This is a genomic window from Microbacterium ginsengiterrae (assembly GCF_014205075.1).
GTDB lineage: Bacteria > Actinomycetota > Actinomycetes > Actinomycetales > Microbacteriaceae > Microbacterium > Microbacterium ginsengiterrae.
The window spans coordinates 2,494,436-2,510,453 of record NZ_JACHMU010000001.1 but is presented as its reverse complement, the minus strand read 5'-3'; the positions used below and the strand labels follow the sequence as shown (position 1 = coordinate 2,510,453).

Sequence of the window (16,018 nt, the reverse complement as noted above, 5' to 3'; positions counted from 1 at the left end):
GTACGCCGTCATGCACTGTCACATCGGCCCTCGGCACCCGACCGCCGATTAGTCTCGGGGAGTGCCCCTCTCCACCGCCATGATCATCGCCGGTGGCGTCGTCGTGCTCGCCGTCGCGTGCGGGCTGATCGCTCGAGCGCGCAACGGCCGTCGACGGGCAGGCGGGCCGACCCGCGTGCGACCGGAGGACCTGGACGGCCGGCGGCTCGCCGAGGTCGCCACGCTCGTGCAGTTCAGCACGGAACTGTGCACGCGTTGCCCGCAGGTGAGGCGCCTGCTCCGCGGCATCGCGGAGGAGTACGACGGCGTCGCCCACGCCGAGATCGACCTCACCCACCGCAGCGATCTCGCCACCCGTCACCGCGTGCTGCAGACCCCGACGACGTTCCTCGTCGACGCCTCTGGTGCGGTGCTCGCCAGGTGGGGCGGCGTGCCGGACCGTCGTTCGATCGACGAGGCACTCGCCTCGGTCCACACCGCCGTCCCCGACAGAGCCGCCGTCCCCGACAGACTGGAGCAGTCATGAGCGCACCTGCAGGCATCGATCCGAGGGGTCCGCGGTTCGCCGCGGCGATCACGTCGGCGCTGCTCTTCGTCGCCCTGGTGTTGAGCCTGATCGGGGTGTCGACGGCGCAGCTGCCGTCCTTCGGCTGGATCGCGTACCAGCCTCTCTCGGAGACCGACTTCGCGTTCGTCGGCGGCAGTGTCTGGGCACTTCCCGTCGCGTCGCTCGCAAAGCGCGCACTCGACCCCGGATTCCTGCTGCTCACCGTCATCGCGCTGCTGTTCCTCTGGGGCGTGCTCTCTCCTCGCACAGCCCCCTGGGGCGTGCTCTTCCGCCGCGTCGTGCGGCCGCGTCTTTCTGCACCGCTCGAGCTCGAGGACCGGCGCCCGCCGCGATTCGCGCAGGGGGTCGGACTGACGGTGGTGACCGCCGGGTTGCTGCTGCATCTCGCCGGAGTGCCGCTGGCCCTTCCGATCGCCGCCGGGGCGGCTCTCGTCGCCGCGTTCCTCAACGCCGCATTCGATTTCTGCCTGGGGTGCCAGATCTATCTCCTCCTGCAGCGCGCCGGCCTCACCGGCCGCGCGACGCCCACGGCATGAGCGGCGGTGTGCGCGCGGCGTCGTCGCCGATAGGCTGAGCGGACATCCGCCACGACCTCGGAGGAACCATGCCTGTCACGAGCGAAGCCACCACCACCTGGAACGGGTCTCTCATGGAAGGGGCGGGCAACGTCGCCTTCTCCTCGTCGAACCTCGGCACCTTCCCCATCAACTGGAAGGCCCGCAGCGAGGGGTCGAACACGACGACCACGCCCGAGGAGTTGATCGCCGCGGCACACTCCTCGTGCTTCAGCATGGCGCTCTCCCACGCCCTCGCCGAGAACGGCACTCCGCCCGAGCGCGTGAACACGACCGCGTCGGTGACCTTCACCCCCGGCGTCGGCATCAGCGGTAGCCACCTGAACGTCAACGCGACCGTTCCAGGGCTGTCGCCGGAGGAGTTCCGCGAGATCGCCGAAGGCGCGAAGGCCGGGTGCCCCGTCTCGCAGGCACTGTCCGGCATCGAGATCACCCTCGAGGCCACACTCGCCTGAGTGTCGGCTGAGGCGTGCTCCGCAGTGCGCGCCTCAGTCGGCGCCCTTGGCGAGACGGATCGCCTCGCGGATGCTGGCGCGGGCGTCCTTGCGACGCCCCGCCGCATCCTGGACGACACCCAGACGGTACCGGGCACGCCAATCGTCAGCCGCGGCGTCCGCCTCGTCCTGGTAGCGCTGCACCAGCGGCTGCGCATCGGCTCGGGACACCCGCCCGCTCGGACTGATCTCGGTCTCGGCGACGGGCATCCCGCCCTCGCCGTCCAGCCGCGTGCCGAGGCGTTCGGCCTGGAACCCGAACTGGATCTCGCGCACGAGGGCCCATGCCCCGATCAGCGGAAGCACGATGAGCGCGGCGCCCATCGCGATCCCGATCGGCTCACCGCTGGCGATGTAGAGGAACGCCCATTGCCCCGTGAGCACGAAGTAGAGCACGAGGCAGAGGCCGATGACGATCACACCGGCGCGCGCCATCATGATCGCGCCCGGATGCCGATGTCGATCATGTTCTCCAGACCCACCACGATGCCCTGCGCCTGGGCGGCGAACGGGACGGCCACACGGATGCCGGGGGCATACGCCCGTGCGGGTTCGACGGTGTCGTGGCTGATGGTGAGAGACTCGCCGGGGCCCGAGAGGATCACATCCTGCCGGGCGATGACACCGGGACGTCGCAGGGAATGCACCGGGACGCTCGCGACCTGCTGACCGCGGGCACGCTGGTCGGCGTGCGGGGCCTCGACAGGACCCCCGGCATCCGCGCGCGCCTCTGCGATGAGCTCAGCGGTGCGCACCGCGGTGCCGCTGGGCGAATCGATCTTCGTGTCGCGGTGCGCTTCGACGATCTCCACCGACGAGAAGAACGGCGCCGCTGCGCCGGCGAGAGCGGAACCGAGCACCGATCCGAGCGAGAAGTTCGGCACGAAGACGGCGCCGGTCCCCGCCGCTTCCACGAGCGGGCGCATGAGTGCGATCCGCTCGGCCGACCAGCCGGAGGTGCCGACCAGGACGTTGACACCGCGCTCGATGGCGGCGCGGACGACATCCACGCTCACCTGCGGCGTCGATGCGTCGATCACGAGGTCGGCGCCGTCCAACTCGCTCAGATCGCTCGACGAGGTCAGGACACGGGCGATCTCGAAGCCGTCGAGACCCTCGATCACCTCGGCGATGATGCTGCCGAGCTTGCCGGAGCCGCCCACGAGGGCCACGTGCTTGGTCATGCGTCCAGTCTATTTGCGCTCAGACGGGCAGCGAGTCCGGCATGCCGGTGCGCAGTTCGACCGGCAGGTGGCTCAGCTCGTTGTGGTTGACCAGCGTCCACGGTCGCCCCTGCTTCTGCGCGATGATCGTCAGCCCGCAATGCGCCTGGTTGAGTGTCATCCAACGCCACTCCGGAGCACCGAGGACCTCCCGGACGAACCAGGCGATGACGAAGTTGTGCGTGATGAGCACCTCGTGGACATCGCCCTGCTTGCGGACGAGGAACTCGCTGACCGCGTCGGACATCTGGGCACTCCCCGCTTCGATCTCCGCATCGGTCACGGACCCGAAGAAGGGTTCGTAGACGGACGGGGTCTCTTCGGTCATCCCTGTTGGTACACAGTCGAACAGCAGCGCGGACGGGGTCGGCGTGACCGACGGGAGGCGCTCCGCGATCGCGCGAGCGGTCTCGTTCGCCCGCAGCAGCGGTGAATGCCACACCGCGTCGAGCGGGAGCCCGGAGAGGCGGTCGGCGATGAGCTCCGCCTGCCGCTGGCCCCGTGGGGAGAGGGGTCCGTCGTCGACGCCGTGCTCGGCGTCCTGGTGTTCACCGTGTCGTACTAGATAGATGTAATGCGTCACAACCCGCTCGCTTCGTCGCCAGCATCCGCTGGGGCGCTTCCACCCTAACCGCAGTTGCGGACGTCGGGGCGCTCCGGTCAGTTTCCCGCGCGCGTCAGCTCGGCCAACTGCGCGGGCGACAGGACGACGCCGGCGCCCTGCATGAGCTCGTCGACCTGCGCCGTGGCGAAGCTGTTGACGATCGGCGCGACGACGCTGCGTTGCGCGAGGAGCCACGCGATCGAGACCGCGGCGACCGGCGCGTCGACCTCGGCGGCGACCTGGTCGAGCGCACGGAGGATGCGGATGCCGCGACGGTTCAGCTGGCTGCGCAGCTGCTCCCCGCGGACTCCGCGCGACACATGGGCCTTGTTGCGGTGCCGGCCCGACAGGAACCCGTGTTCGAGGGCGTGCGACGGTGTCACGGCGAGGCCCTGGGCTCCCGCGACGAGGCGCAGGTCACCTTCGAACGCGCCGCGTCGGACGAGGTTGTACGGCTCGTCGAGGACCTCGAGCCGCGGGTACCCCGCTGATGCGAGGATGCGCGCCTCGACCAGCTGCTCCGGCGCGAACCCGAATGCGCCGACGACTCCGACCTTGCCGGCGTCGCGGAGCCACTCGACGGTCGCGAGGGTGTCCTCGATGTTCGTGGAACGGTCGAGCGTCGCGTCGAGGTACATGACGTCGATGCGTTCGACTCCGAGGCGCGTGAGTGACGCCTCGACGGCGCGGACGAGGTTCGTCGGTCCGAGACCGGGGTTGTCGGCGTGGGAGCCGATCCGCACGCCGAGCACCACGCTGTCGCGCAGACCGCGCGACCGGAGCCACTGACCGATGATGTGCTCGCTGCGCCCGCCGGAGAACCCGTCGGCGGTGTGGACGGCGTTCCCGCCGAACTCGACGTAGCGATCGAGGATCGCATGGCTCGTCTCGAGATCGACGTTCCAGCCGAACTCCGCCGCGCCCAACATGAGGGGGAAGGTTCTCAGGCCGCTCTCCCCCAACGGGATGCGGATGTTCTCGCCGATCCCCGGCCCGACGACCGGAATGGGTGCCGAGGGATGCTCTGCCGCCGCCGGGACGCGTGCGTCATGCTCGGCCGTCTCTGTGCCGAACATTCGCATCGTCACCACCCCCACGGTGCGCACCCTCCGTGCGTACTTCGAGAGTAGAGGAGATCGACGATGCGCCCGCCCATTGCGAAGCCCCGAGGACGAACTTCCGATAACGTTTCGGTCACGACTGGTACGACGAAGGCCCGGATCCCGCCCCGAGGGGGTGGGATCCGGGCCTACCGACGAAAGGCTTACGCCTCGGCGCTGTCCGACGCGGCTGCAGCCTCGGCGGGAGCGTCGTCCAGGACGGGCTCCAGCGACAGCTTGCCGCGGTCGTCGATCTTCGTGATCTTCACGAGGATCTTCTGGCCGACCGAGAGGACGTCATCGACGTTCTCGACGCGCTTGCCACCGGCGAGCTTGCGCACCTCGGTGACGTGCAGCAGACCGTCCTTGCCGGGAAGCAGCGAGACGAACGCACCGAACGTGGCGATCTTGACGACGGTTCCGAGGAACTGCTCGCCGACCTCCGGGTTGGTGGGGTTCGCGATCGCGTTGACCTGCGCACGAGCGGCCTCGGCCGAGGGGCCGTCGGTCGCGCCGATGTAGACGGTGCCGTCCTCCTCGATGGAGATCTGTGCGCCGGTCTCGTCCTGGATGGCGTTGATCGTCTTGCCCTTCGGGCCGATCAGCTCGCCGATCTTGTCGACGGGGATCTGCACGCTGATGACGCGCGGCGCGGTGGGCGCCATCTCGTCAGGAGCGTCGATCGCCGCGTTCAGGACGTTCAGGATCGTCAGGCGCGCGTCCTTGGCCTGCGTGAGTGCACCGGTGAGCACGTCGGACGGGATGCCGTCGAGCTTGGTGTCCAGCTGGATCGCCGTGATGAACTCGCTGGTGCCGGCGACCTTGAAGTCCATGTCACCGAGGGCGTCCTCGGCTCCGAGGATGTCGGTCAGGGCGGCGTAGCGGGTCTCGCCGTCGACCTCGTCGGAGACGAGGCCCATCGCGATGCCGGCGACGGCGGCACGAAGCGGCACACCGGCGTTCAGCAGCGACAGGGTCGACGCGCACACGGAACCCATGGACGTCGAGCCGTTGGAGCCGAGAGCCTCGGACACCTGGCGGATCGCGTACGGGAACTCCTCGCGGCTGGGCAGCACCGGCACGAGGGCGCGCTCGGCGAGGAAGCCGTGCCCGATCTCGCGACGCTTCGGCGAACCGACGCGGCCGGTCTCACCGGTCGAGTAGGGCGGGAAGTTGTAGTGGTGCATGTAGCGCTTGCTCGTGGTGGGCGACAGCGAGTCGATCTGCTGCTCCATCTTCAGCATGTTCAGCGTGGTGACACCCATGATCTGGGTCTCGCCGCGCTGGAAGATCGCCGATCCGTGCACGCGCGGGATGACCTGCACCTCGGCGTCGAGCGGACGGATGTCCGCCAGCCCACGGCCGTCCATGCGGACGCCCTCGGAGAGGATGCGACCGCGCACGATCTTCTTCGTGACCGACTTGTACGCACCGGAGACCTCACCTGCGGCGGACTCGGGCAGCGTGCCCGCCTCGATCGCTGCGGCGACCTCTGCCTTGACGCGGTCCTTGACCTCATCGTCGGCGGTCTGGCGCTCGATCTTGTCGGCGATCTGGTAGACCTTCTCGAGGTCGGCCGTCGCAGTGGCCGCGACGAAGTCGTACGTCGCCTGCTCGTACGCCGCGAACACCGGGTACACACCCGGCTCCTTCGAGGAGTGCTTCGCCATCTCGGCCTGCGCCTCGACGAGCTGCTTGAGGAACGGCTTGGCGGCCTCGAGACCACCGGCGACGATGTCCTCACTCGGCTTGACGGCGCCAGCCTTGATGAGGTTCCAGCTGTTCTCCGTGGCCTCGGCCTCGACCATCATGATCGCGACGTCCTCGGAGCCGTCCGCCTTCGTGACGACGCGGCCGGCGACCATCAGGTCGAACACGGCCTCGGCGACCTGCGCCTCGTTCGGGAACGCGACCCACTGGTCCGCGTGCTCGCCCTGGCCGGGGATGAGCGCGAGGCGCACACCGGCGATCGGGCCGGAGAACGGCAGTCCGGAGATCTGCGTCGACGCGGATGCCGCGTTGATCGCGAGGGCGTCGTAGTACTCGCCGGGTGCGATGGACAGCACGGTGATGACGATCTGGACCTCGTTGCGGAGACCGTCGACGAACGACGGGCGCAGCGGACGGTCGATCAGACGGCAGACCAGGATCGCCTCGGTGGAGGGACGACCCTCACGACGGAAGAACGAGCCGGGGATCTTTCCTGCTGCGTACGAGCGCTCTTCGACGTCGACGGTCAGCGGGAAGAAGTCAAAGCCTTCGCGCGGGTGCTTTCCTGCGCTTGTCGCGGAGAGGATCATCGTCTCTCCGTCGAGGTAGGCCGCAACCGAACCCTGCGCCTGCTGAGCGAGGCGACCGGTTTCGAAGCGGACAGTGCGGGTGCCGAAGCGGCCGTTGTCGAGAACGGCCTCGGCGGCAGTGATTTCAGGACCTTCCAAGAGGTCTCTCCTTCTTTGTTTAGACTCGTCCGTCCGTGTGACGACCGAGATCATACGTACCCGTGCGCACGCGCGCACGCGAACTGCGCACAGCAGTCCACGCTCACCATATCAGCGCGCCCTGTGAAGCCCCGCTCCGCAGCGCCGGGAACGGGACTTCGCTGTCATAGGGTTGCTCGCATGACGTCAGCCGGCCGAGTCCTCAGCGTGCGCCGCCCCGCGATGGGCGCCTCGCCGGCGTTCGATCTCGCCTACGTGCGCTCCGGTCCGCGGACACCGACGCCGGTCGTCGTCATCCCGGGCGGGCCGGGCCTGGGGTCGATCGCCCCGTACCGCTCCCTGCGCCGCACGGCGGCGCGCGGCGGACTCGACCTCATCATGGTCGAACATCGCGGCGTCGGGCGATCGCGCAACGGTCTCGACGGGCGACGCCTTCCGCACGACGCCATGTGGGTCTGCGAGGTCGTGGACGACATCGCCGCTGTGCTCGACGCAGAGGGGGTGGACACTGCGTTCATCGCCGGTTCCTCCTACGGCAGTTATCTCGCGTCGTCGTTCGGGGCTCGACACCCCGACCGGGTCGCCGGGATGCTTCTCGACTCCGCTCTGCAGTCGGCGGATGAGATCGTCCAGCAGCGGGAGGCCATCCGCGAGCTCTTCTGGGATGCCGACACCGAGATCGCCACGGCCGTGCGCCGCCTGCGCTCACGGGGCGCCGACGATCGTCGACTTCTCGACGTCGCCCGCGCAGCGCACGAGCTGGGCGGCGAGCGTCTGCTGCGCCCTCTGCTGCGCAACCAGTTGCGGGGCCGGCTGAGTCCCGCGTGGTGGGCACTGGAGGCGTACGCCGCGCGTGACGAGTCGATCGCGGAGGTCCCTGGCCACTACGAGTTCGCCGCGGCGGGGGCGATCGGATTCCGCGAACTCGACTACGGAGCGGCCGCGGACGGCCTGCCGCTCGATCCCGCACTCACGTACGCACCCCTCGCGGGACGCTTCCCCGCCTTCGCCGGCGAACCGTACGATCTCGCGCGAGAAGCGGCGCGGTTCCCCTGGCCCCTGATGCTCCTGGTCGGCGATCGGGACCTGCGCACTCCCCCGGTGATCGCGCGGCGCATCGCCGCCGAGGCGCGCGATGCCGTCGCCGTGCCGATCCGGAACGGGCACAGTGCACTCGACACGCACCCGGCGGCGTTCCTGAACGCCGTGAGATTCCTCGTGCGCGGTCGGCACCGTGCCCTTGCGACGAGGAGTCAGGAGCTCGACCGTCTGCCCCGCCGCGGGCTGTCCGCCGTCTTCACGACGCTTCTCGCCGCCGCAGTCCGCATCGAGAGCGGCCTGCGGCGCCGCTGAAGGGGCTCAGACGCGCTGCGCGTGCACGCTCTCGAGAGCCTCGGCGTCGGCCTCGGTCATGCCGTCGATCGGCTCGCCGTTCCACACGATGTCGTCGCCCAGCGCTCCGAGGAGTTCCTTGTGCTGTCCACGGCCGAGCTTGGCGCCGTGCACGAGGGTCGCCGGGCTCCACAGCGTGGCAAGGGAATCGTGCCAGCCGGCCCCGACATCCTTGACGTGGAGGAGGTCGTGCAGCGACGTCGGGAGGTGACGGAGCGGCTCGACGAAGGCATCGGCGAGCACGGCGAGCGACACCTGACGCTCGACACCGGGCTCGACGACGATCGGCTCTGAGACATCGCCGGTGAGTGCCTTGGCGAAGTCATCGGCCTCCAGCAGGATCACGCCGTTGGTGGGCCGAGGGTTGCACTCGATCGCGTAGAGCTGTCCGTCGTTGTCGACGAAGTCGAACGAGAGCTGTCCGGTGAAGTCCTCCCCCAGCGCGTCGACGATGCGCTGGGTGTACGCCAGGGTGTCCGTGCTGTCGATCGCCAGGAAGGTGATCCCCGTGCTGTGCGCCCACTGCTCCGGTGCCCGGTACGTGCAGTGCGAGGTGACGCGGCCGTTCACGATCGTGCTGTAGGTGCAGACCATGGGACCGTCGACGAACGGCTGGACGAGCCACGGCTGGTCCGGAGTCGGCTTGCAGTCCTCGACAGCGAAGTTCCCGGCCAACGGACCCGTGTTGGTGAGCAGACCGACGCCGCCGCGGGAGAAGGCCGCCCGCGCGAAGTAGCGCGGGAAACGCTCGATCGCCTCCTTCAGCGACTCCTCATCCGTCGCGACGACCGTCTCCGGCACCGGAACCCCTGCCTCGACGACGAGGCGCTTGAAGCTCGCCTTGTCGTGCAGGCGTGCGAGGCTGTCGAACGACCCGGAGAACAGCCGCACACCGGCCGGGAGGTCGGCGATCCGCGCCGCGAGGTAGAAGACCTCCTCGAACGTCGGGATGATCAACTCGATCTCGTGCTCCGCGACGATCCTGTTGATGTCATCGATGAACCGGTCGGTGTCGAAACGAGGCGATGCCGTCACGGCGTGCGCGGCGAGGTACTTCGAGTGGCTGCCGACAGCGCCCCCGTACGTGTCACTGGCAACGACCGTGTGGCCGAGGCTCCCCAGTTTGCGGATGATGTCCAAGGCGAAGGTGTTCCGGGAACTCGTGACGAGTACGCGCATGCAGATCTCTTTCCTCAGGGGCCAGTCGGGTCATTGGCCGGTCGAGGCCACCCTATCCGAGAAGCATTCTCCTGAATCGACGCGACGCTCCCCCGCGGGCTGCGGATCTTTCCGCCGATGTGAGGAGCACACTAGGCTGACACCCATGAGCACCGAAGAAGGCGCGACCCCCTCGTCAGAGGACATCAAGCGCAAGTTCAAGGAAGCGCTCGAGAAGAAGAACGCTCACCACCGCAACGGTGAGTCGCATCTGGACGGCGACTCCGCTGTTCACGCGGTGAACGCCCCGCAGACGCGACGCGAGTTCCGACGCAAGAGCGGTTGACCACAGCGAAGGCGCCGACCCTGGAACGGGTCGGCGCCTTCCTCATCCGTGTGCGGTATCGGTCACTCCCCGGCGAGACCTCCCAGCAGGTGCCCGAAGGACCGCCCCTCGCCGAGATAGGTCGCGGGGTCGAAGGGGTCGCTCGAACGGGCGGCATCCTTGCGGGCGATCGCCTCGGCGAGCTCCTTCGCGCCTTTCTCGACCCTCGCGCTCAGCGGCGCGACCTCGTCGCCGCCGCTTCCCCAATCGCTCGATGCGGCGAAGACACCGGTGGAGACGGCCTCTGCGTGCAGGTACGCGAACAGCGGGCGGATCGCGTAGTCGATGGCGAGCGAGTGCCGCACGGTTCCGGCGTTCGCTCCGATGAGCACCGGCTTGCCGCCGAGGCCGTCGGGATCGAGCACGTCGACGAACGACTTGAACAGACCCGAGTAGCTCGTCGAGAAGATCGGCGTCACGGCGATCAGCGCATCTGCGGAGTACACGGAGTTGATCGCCGACTCGAGCGCGGCCGGCGCGAAACCGGTGAGCAGGTTGTCGGTGATGTCGTGCGCGAGCTCTCGCAGTTCGATCACATCGATCGTGGCCTCGATGTCGTGCTCGGAAAGCTGCGCCACCGTCGCCTTCGCGAGCCGATCGGCCAGCATCCTGGTCGAGGAGGGGTTGGACAGTCCGGCCGAGATCACGGCGATGCGACGTGCGGCCATGGTCATGCTCCCTTCCGGCCGAGGCCGAAGGCGGCGCCGGCCGGAACCGGCGTGTCCTGGTACGGAGATCCTGCGGTGAGGTTGTCACCGCGGTTCGCGCCTGGCCGCGCCTCGCGCGAGGGCCCGTCGCCATAGGTCGCCTTCACGCGCGCCGCATGAGTCGGAGCGTCGGGCACCGAGGCCGGACGGTTCACGGCGAGCTCCTTGCGGAGCACCGGGACGACCTCGCCACCGAGGATGTCGAGCTGTTCGAGGACGACCTTCAGCGGCAGCCCGGCGTGGTCGATGAGGAACAGCTGGCGCTGGTAGTCGCCGAACGTGTCGCGCATCGAGGCATAGCGATCGATCACCTGCTGCGGGGAGCCGACCGTCAGCGGCGTCATCTCCGTGAAGTCCTCCATGCTCGGACCGTGACCGTACACCGGCGCGTTGTCGAAGTACGGACGGAACTCGTTCACGGCATCCTGCGAGCGCGCCCGCATGAACACCTGCCCGCCGATGCCGACGATCGCCTGCTCCGGCGTGCCGTGCCCGTAGTGCGCGAAGCGCTGACGGTACAGCTCGATCAGACGCTGGTAGTGCTCCTTGGGCCAGAAGATGTTGTTCGCGAAGAAGCCGTCCCCGTAGTACGCGGCCTGCTCGGCGATCTCCGGGGTGCGGATCGAGCCGTGCCACACGAACGGGGCGACGCCGTCGAGCGGCCGCGGAGTGGAGGTGAAGCCCTGCAGCGGAGTGCGGAACTTGCCCTCCCAGTCGACGACGTCCTCATCCCACAGCTTGCGCAGCAGTGCATAGTTCTCGATGGCGAGGGGCAGACCCTGGCGGATGTCCTTGCCGAACCACGGGTAGACCGGGCCGGTGTTGCCTCGGCCGAGCATGAGGTCGGTGCGGCCGTCGGAGACATGCTGCAGCATCGCGAAGTCCTCGGCGATCTTCACCGGGTCGTTCGTGGTGATGAGCGTCGTCGAGGTCGACAGGATGATGCGCTCGGTCAGCGCGGCGATCGCGGCGAGGGTGGTCGTCGGCGAGGACGACCAGAACGGCGGGTTGTGGTGCTCTCCGAGGGCGAAGACATCGAGACCGACTTCCTCCGCGTGCGTCGCGATGGTGATCGCGTCCTTGATCTTCTGTCGTTCACTCGGGGTCTCACCCGTGACGGGGTTCTGAGTGATGTCGCTGACCGTGAACAGTCCGAACTGGATGCCTGCGGTGTCTGCCTGGTCGGTCATGGTGATGCTCCGGATTCTCGAGGCGGATGCCGTGACATCCTCTTCTATTCAACTGAATGTATACGGTGCAACGCGACGTGATCAACTTTATTCCCGGACGATAGCCTTCAGGGATGAGCAGCACCCCGCAGCCCGGCACGTCCGAAGGAGCCCCGTCCCGGCCGCGTCGCCGCGTGCCGTTCTGGGACAACGCCCGCTACGCCTGCATCGTCCTCGTCGTCCTCGGACACGCCATCCAGCGACTCACGTACGACTCGGACATCGCGATGGCGCTGTACCTGTCGGTCTACGCCTTCCACATGCCGGCGTTCGCGATCATCGCCGGATACTTCTCCAAGTCCGCACCGCCGAACCGGAAGCAGATGTCGCGTGTGATCACCGACATCCTGCTGCCCTATCTCATCTTCGAGATGCTGTGGACTCTCACCAAGTGGGTGTTCGAGGGGCGCGCGGAGCCCAATCTCACACAGCCGTCGTGGACACTGTGGTTCCTTCTGGCTCTCGGCATCTTCCGTCTCGTCCTCCCCTATCTCGCTCTGCTGCGCTGGCCGCTCGCCTGGTCCGTGCTGATCTCGGTCGGTGCGGGCTATCTCCCCAACGTCGACAGCACGTTCTCCCTCTCGCGCACCCTGGGGTTCCTTCCCTTCTTCGTCCTCGGGTGGTGGGTGCGCGAGCACGATCTCGTGAACAGACTGCGCCTCATCGATTTCCGTCCCTGGTGGCTCCGCGCTGTCGCCGTGGCGCTCTTCGCCGGCGTCGGGTTCGTCGCATGGAACTGGGTGGCCACCTGGAAGAGCATCGATCTGGACACCTGGTTCTTCTACAACGACTCGTACCAGGCTCTCGGAGCGGATGTGTGGTGGTCCGGCGCCATCAGACTCCTGCTGATCGTCGTCGGGTTCCTCCTCAGCCTCGCCTTCTTCGCCTTGATCCCCCGCGGCACCTACTGGTGGACGACGTTCGGTCAGTACACGATGTACGTGTATCTGCTGCACTCCTTCGTGCTGTACCCGTTCCGCGAATCCGGCATCCTCCGGAACGCCGAACCGACCTGGATCTGGCTGCCCGCCGTCATCCTGCTGTCGATCGGTATCGCGCTTCTTCTGGCCACCCGACCCGTGCGATGGGTGTTCCGCCCGCTGATCGAGCCGCGCGCCGCGTGGCTGTTCTCGGACACGCGGCTGGCCGAGACCTCTCGGCGAGACGACCCCACAGGGTCGCGGCGCAGGATCGAACGCTGACCGGGTAACAAAACAGGTCCGATCGCCCGCCTCTTCGCGAACGTGACCGACGGGACCGCGATATTGCGAAACACATTTCGTCGATCGAGGCGACGGAACGTACTCTCAGGACATGCCCGACCTGAACCTTCCGATCCTCGATCTCTCCCTGCTCGACCAGGGCCCCGATGCCGCCGCGCAGTTCCGCGACGACCTGCGCGCCGCGACGCACGACGTCGGTTTCTTCTACCTCACCGGCACCGGCGTGAGCCCGGAGCTGTTCGACCGGCTGCACCGCGCCGCCCGCGACTTCTTCGACCTCCCGGAAGAGGACAAGCTGACGATCGAGAACGTCAAGAGCCCGCACTTCCGCGGATACACGCGCACCGGTGGGGAGCTCACCCAGGGAAAGGTCGACTGGCGCGAGCAGATCGACATCGGGCCGGAGCGCGCACCCGTGACGGATGGTCCGGCGTTCAACCGTCTCACCGGCCCCAATCTCTGGCCGGCCGCCCAACCCGAGCTTCGCGAGGTCGCAGAGGAGTGGCTCACGCAGCTCACCGCGGTCGCGCGCCGTCTCCTGCGCAGCTGGGCAGTGGCGCTCGGAGCCGACGAGTCGCACTTCGACGCGAGCTTCGCCGATCCGGCCACACTGCTCAAGATCGTCCGGTACCCCGGCACCGATGCTCCGGAGCCGCAGCAGGGGGTCGGGGCCCACAAGGACGGCGGAGTGCTGACGCTCCTGTGGGTCGAACCGGGCAAGGGCGGGCTGCAGGTCGAGCGCGACGGCGCCTGGGTGGACGCCCCATCGGTCGACGGCGCGTTCGTTGTGAACATCGGCGAGATGCTGGAGTACGCCACCGGCGGCTACCTGAAGGCGACCAACCACCGGGTCGTCTCCCCACGGGCTCCTGAGGACCGCATCTCCGTGCCGTTCTTCTTCAATCCGGCGCTCGACGCACAGGTGCCCATCATCGAGCTGCCCGCAGACCTCAAGGCCGCCTCCCGCGGAGTGAGCGACGACGACGCGAGCCCCATCCACGGCCTCTACGGCGAGAACGCGCTTCGCTATCGACTGCGTGCGCACCCGAACGTGGCGGAGATCCACCACCCGGATCTCCTCAGCCCGCAGCGCTGACGCCGCTGTTGCGCTCCTGGCCGACCGCGGCCGATCAGGAGCGCTGCCTGCCACCGAACTCGACGATCTCCTGCAGCGCCCGCAGATGCGCGGTGAAGGCACGCTCGCCCTTGAGCGTGGAGCGCACCCACGTCCGAGGACGGCTGCCCACATCGCCCCTGCGCGTCGCGACGTAACCGGAGACGTTGAGGTGGGCGATCGACTTGCTCAGCGCGGAGTCGCCGACCTCCAGGATCCGTGCGAGGGTGGCGAAATCGAGCTCGTTGCCATCCAGCAGCGCGGCCATGAGCGAGAAGCGGATCGGGCTCGCGAAGTTGTCGTCGAGCCTCCGTCGAGGGTGGCCGCCGTCAGGCATCGCGTCCCTCGAGGAGGGCGCTTGCCACACAGAGAACGAGGATCACACCGGCGAGCGGCGCGACGACGCCGGCGGGTACCGAAACCCCGAGGAGCTCAGTGATGAGGAGGGCCGCGGCGGCCGCGCCGCCGACGGCGAACGCGGACCACTGGGGCCATGCCCACACGGCCCCGAGCGCGGGAAGCCGCCGGCTCACCCTGCCGGCGATCCACCAAGCGACATAAGCGGTCATCATGGCGACCGCGAGGACGGATGTCACGAGCGCGTCGGCGCCGCCGATCGCCCAGACCGCGATCGCCACCATCGCGCCGACGGCGACGGTCGCCCATCGCTCTGCGCGCGTCATCGGCCGGCGCGGCGCGCCGGCCGTGGCGCGCGGCGTGCGACGCAGCTCGCGCAGGGCGGGGACCCCCATCCCGAGCAGAGCGACCGCCGAGGGGACCGCGCGCGCCCACCACGGCACGTCGATGCCGAAGAACGAGACGGTGGCACCGGCGATGACGACGACGCCGAGCACCCCCGCGAAGGTGAGGTCGAGCACCCGTGATCCCCATAATCGGGACCCGCAGGCACCGTGAGTCTCGCGGCGCTCGGTGACCAGTTGCAGCCAGAGCAGGAGGAGTGCGAGGAGGACGAGGAACGAGGAGCTCAGCGTCGGCACGCCGGCGCCGAAGCACAGGATCCCCACGTACACCGACAGTGTCATCGCGTTCGCCAGAGCCAGCACCGCGAGGCCGCGCCGATCCACGGCGTCTTCTCGGCGCGCCTGAATCCTGTCGACCTCGTCGAGATAGGCCAGAGCGATCGGCGGCTCCGGCTGAGGCAACGGCCGCGCCCCGTCGATCGGTCGCTGTTCCATCTCACCCTCCCGGTGGTTTCCTGATGGAAACCATGCGCACGGGGAAGGCTAAATGCTTTCCATCAGGAAAGCAAGCAGTCGCGGTCGACTCGCGATTCGACGACCGGACGCGAAGAAGGCCGCCCCCACACCTGGGGACGGCCTTCCAAGAAGTTTCGCGCGATTGAACGCTGGTCGCTCAGCGGCGCAGTCCAAGGCGCTGGATCAGCGAGCGGTAACGCTCGATGTCCACGCTCTGGAGGTAGCCGAGCAGACGACGGCGCTGACCGACGAGCAGGAACAGCCCACGACGCGAGTGGTGGTCGTGCTTGTGCTCCTTGAGGTGCTCCGTGAGGTCCTTGATGCGCTGCGTCAGCATTGCGGCCTGCACCTCGGGGGATCCGGTGTCACCGGGGTGCGTCGCGTACTCTTCGATGATCGCCTTCTTGACGTCTGCTTCCAGTGCCATAAATTCGATCCCCTTTCGCTCATTGCGCGGCGCCCGACGCCTGATACGTGGGCTCTCTTTATCCGCGGCCGATCAAACGGCAACCTGAAGAGTCTACCAGCCCGCGAGTCGACGCGGGACCCGAGCGCGAAGGCACGGCGCTTTCGAGCCGGTAGCCTCGTCAG

Annotated in this window: 18 protein-coding genes; 7 read left to right on the top strand and 11 right to left on the bottom strand. The window is 68.2% G+C overall.

Annotated features, from left to right (window positions below; translation table 11 throughout):
- Positions 1-61 precede the first annotated feature (61 nt).
- The 3 genes from HD600_RS12140 (at position 62) to HD600_RS12130 (ending at position 1,598) form a co-directional block, all read left to right on the top strand.
- On the top strand, positions 62-526 hold the full coding sequence (locus tag HD600_RS12140) for a TlpA family protein disulfide reductase (protein WP_260980449.1): 465 nt from the start codon (positions 62-64) through the stop codon (positions 524-526).
- A complete protein-coding gene (locus tag HD600_RS12135; protein ID WP_184283915.1) occupies positions 523-1,104 on the top strand; it encodes a DUF4395 domain-containing protein in 582 nt (193 codons plus the stop codon). Before HD600_RS12140 ends, HD600_RS12135 begins: the two co-directional genes overlap by 4 nt.
- A gap of 68 nt (positions 1,105-1,172) precedes the next feature.
- Positions 1,173-1,598 (top strand): OsmC family peroxiredoxin, encoded by a 426-nt coding sequence (locus HD600_RS12130; protein ID WP_184283913.1) that lies wholly within the window; start codon positions 1,173-1,175, stop codon positions 1,596-1,598.
- A gap of 33 nt (positions 1,599-1,631) precedes the next feature.
- On the opposite strand, the gene HD600_RS12125 is transcribed toward HD600_RS12130, so the two are convergent.
- The 5 genes from HD600_RS12125 to HD600_RS12105 form a co-directional block, all read right to left on the bottom strand.
- Positions 1,632-2,075: a hypothetical protein gene (locus tag HD600_RS12125; protein ID WP_184283911.1), complete on the bottom strand. Its 444-nt coding sequence runs from the start codon at positions 2,073-2,075 to the stop codon at positions 1,632-1,634.
- Complete coding sequence (dapB, locus tag HD600_RS12120; protein ID WP_184283909.1) at positions 2,072-2,821, bottom strand: 4-hydroxy-tetrahydrodipicolinate reductase; 750 nt, start codon at positions 2,819-2,821, stop codon at positions 2,072-2,074. Before dapB ends, HD600_RS12125 begins: the two co-directional genes overlap by 4 nt.
- 19 nt (positions 2,822-2,840) lie before the next feature.
- The gene (locus HD600_RS12115) at positions 2,841-3,443 is read right to left on the bottom strand and encodes a histidine phosphatase family protein (protein WP_144795429.1); all 603 of its coding nucleotides are present in this window, start codon (positions 3,441-3,443) and stop codon (positions 2,841-2,843) included.
- Between the two features lie 77 nt (positions 3,444-3,520).
- Positions 3,521-4,546: an aldo/keto reductase gene (locus HD600_RS12110; RefSeq protein WP_244963946.1), complete on the bottom strand. Its 1,026-nt coding sequence runs from the start codon at positions 4,544-4,546 to the stop codon at positions 3,521-3,523.
- Positions 4,547-4,728: 182 nt separating this feature from the next.
- Positions 4,729-7,002 carry a polyribonucleotide nucleotidyltransferase gene (locus HD600_RS12105; RefSeq protein WP_184283907.1) on the bottom strand — a complete coding sequence of 758 codons (2,274 nt, stop codon included), beginning with the start codon at positions 7,000-7,002 and terminating at the stop codon, positions 4,729-4,731.
- Positions 7,003-7,182: 180 nt separating this feature from the next.
- Here HD600_RS12105 and HD600_RS12100 point away from each other — a divergent pair, with 180 nt between their 5' ends.
- Positions 7,183-8,355: an alpha/beta fold hydrolase gene (locus HD600_RS12100; protein WP_184283905.1), complete on the top strand. Its 1,173-nt coding sequence runs from the start codon at positions 7,183-7,185 to the stop codon at positions 8,353-8,355.
- Positions 8,356-8,361: 6 nt separating this feature from the next.
- Here the strand turns inward: HD600_RS12100 and HD600_RS12095 are convergent, their stop codons facing one another.
- Entirely contained in the window at positions 8,362-9,573 is a 1,212-nt protein-coding gene (locus HD600_RS12095) for an ATP-grasp domain-containing protein (RefSeq protein WP_184283903.1), read from the bottom strand.
- A 145-nt stretch (positions 9,574-9,718) separates the two neighbouring features.
- Here HD600_RS12095 and HD600_RS12090 point away from each other — a divergent pair, with 145 nt between their 5' ends.
- On the top strand, positions 9,719-9,898 hold the full coding sequence (locus HD600_RS12090) for a DUF5302 domain-containing protein (protein WP_144795433.1): 180 nt from the start codon (positions 9,719-9,721) through the stop codon (positions 9,896-9,898).
- 62 nt (positions 9,899-9,960) lie between these two features.
- Here HD600_RS12090 and HD600_RS12085 read toward each other — a convergent pair whose 3' ends face one another.
- A complete protein-coding gene (locus HD600_RS12085; protein ID WP_184284847.1) occupies positions 9,961-10,605 on the bottom strand; it encodes an FMN reductase in 645 nt (214 codons plus the stop codon).
- 2 nt (positions 10,606-10,607) lie between these two features.
- On the bottom strand, positions 10,608-11,834 hold the full coding sequence (locus HD600_RS12080) for an LLM class flavin-dependent oxidoreductase (RefSeq protein WP_144795435.1): 1,227 nt from the start codon (positions 11,832-11,834) through the stop codon (positions 10,608-10,610).
- A 113-nt stretch (positions 11,835-11,947) separates the two neighbouring features.
- On the opposite strand from HD600_RS12080, the gene HD600_RS12075 reads away from it, so the two are divergent.
- Together HD600_RS12075 and HD600_RS12070 are read left to right on the top strand one after the other, a co-directional pair.
- On the top strand, positions 11,948-13,075 hold the full coding sequence (locus HD600_RS12075) for an acyltransferase family protein (RefSeq protein WP_184283901.1): 1,128 nt from the start codon (positions 11,948-11,950) through the stop codon (positions 13,073-13,075).
- Positions 13,076-13,187: 112 nt separating this feature from the next.
- Entirely contained in the window at positions 13,188-14,192 is a 1,005-nt protein-coding gene (locus HD600_RS12070) for an isopenicillin N synthase family dioxygenase (protein WP_184283899.1), read from the top strand.
- 34 nt (positions 14,193-14,226) lie between these two features.
- On the opposite strand, the gene HD600_RS12065 is transcribed toward HD600_RS12070, so the two are convergent.
- From HD600_RS12065 to rpsO, 3 genes are all read right to left on the bottom strand, one after another.
- Positions 14,227-14,547 carry a transcriptional regulator gene (locus HD600_RS12065; protein ID WP_144795438.1) on the bottom strand — a complete coding sequence of 107 codons (321 nt, stop codon included), beginning with the start codon at positions 14,545-14,547 and terminating at the stop codon, positions 14,227-14,229.
- Positions 14,540-15,406 (bottom strand): hypothetical protein, encoded by an 867-nt coding sequence (locus HD600_RS12060; protein ID WP_184283897.1) that lies wholly within the window; start codon positions 15,404-15,406, stop codon positions 14,540-14,542. The genes HD600_RS12065 and HD600_RS12060 overlap by 8 nt, the downstream gene beginning before the upstream one ends.
- Positions 15,407-15,584: 178 nt before the next feature.
- The gene (rpsO, locus tag HD600_RS12055; protein ID WP_144795440.1) at positions 15,585-15,854 is read right to left on the bottom strand and encodes a 30S ribosomal protein S15; all 270 of its coding nucleotides are present in this window, start codon (positions 15,852-15,854) and stop codon (positions 15,585-15,587) included.
- Between the last annotated feature and the right edge of the window lie 164 nt (positions 15,855-16,018).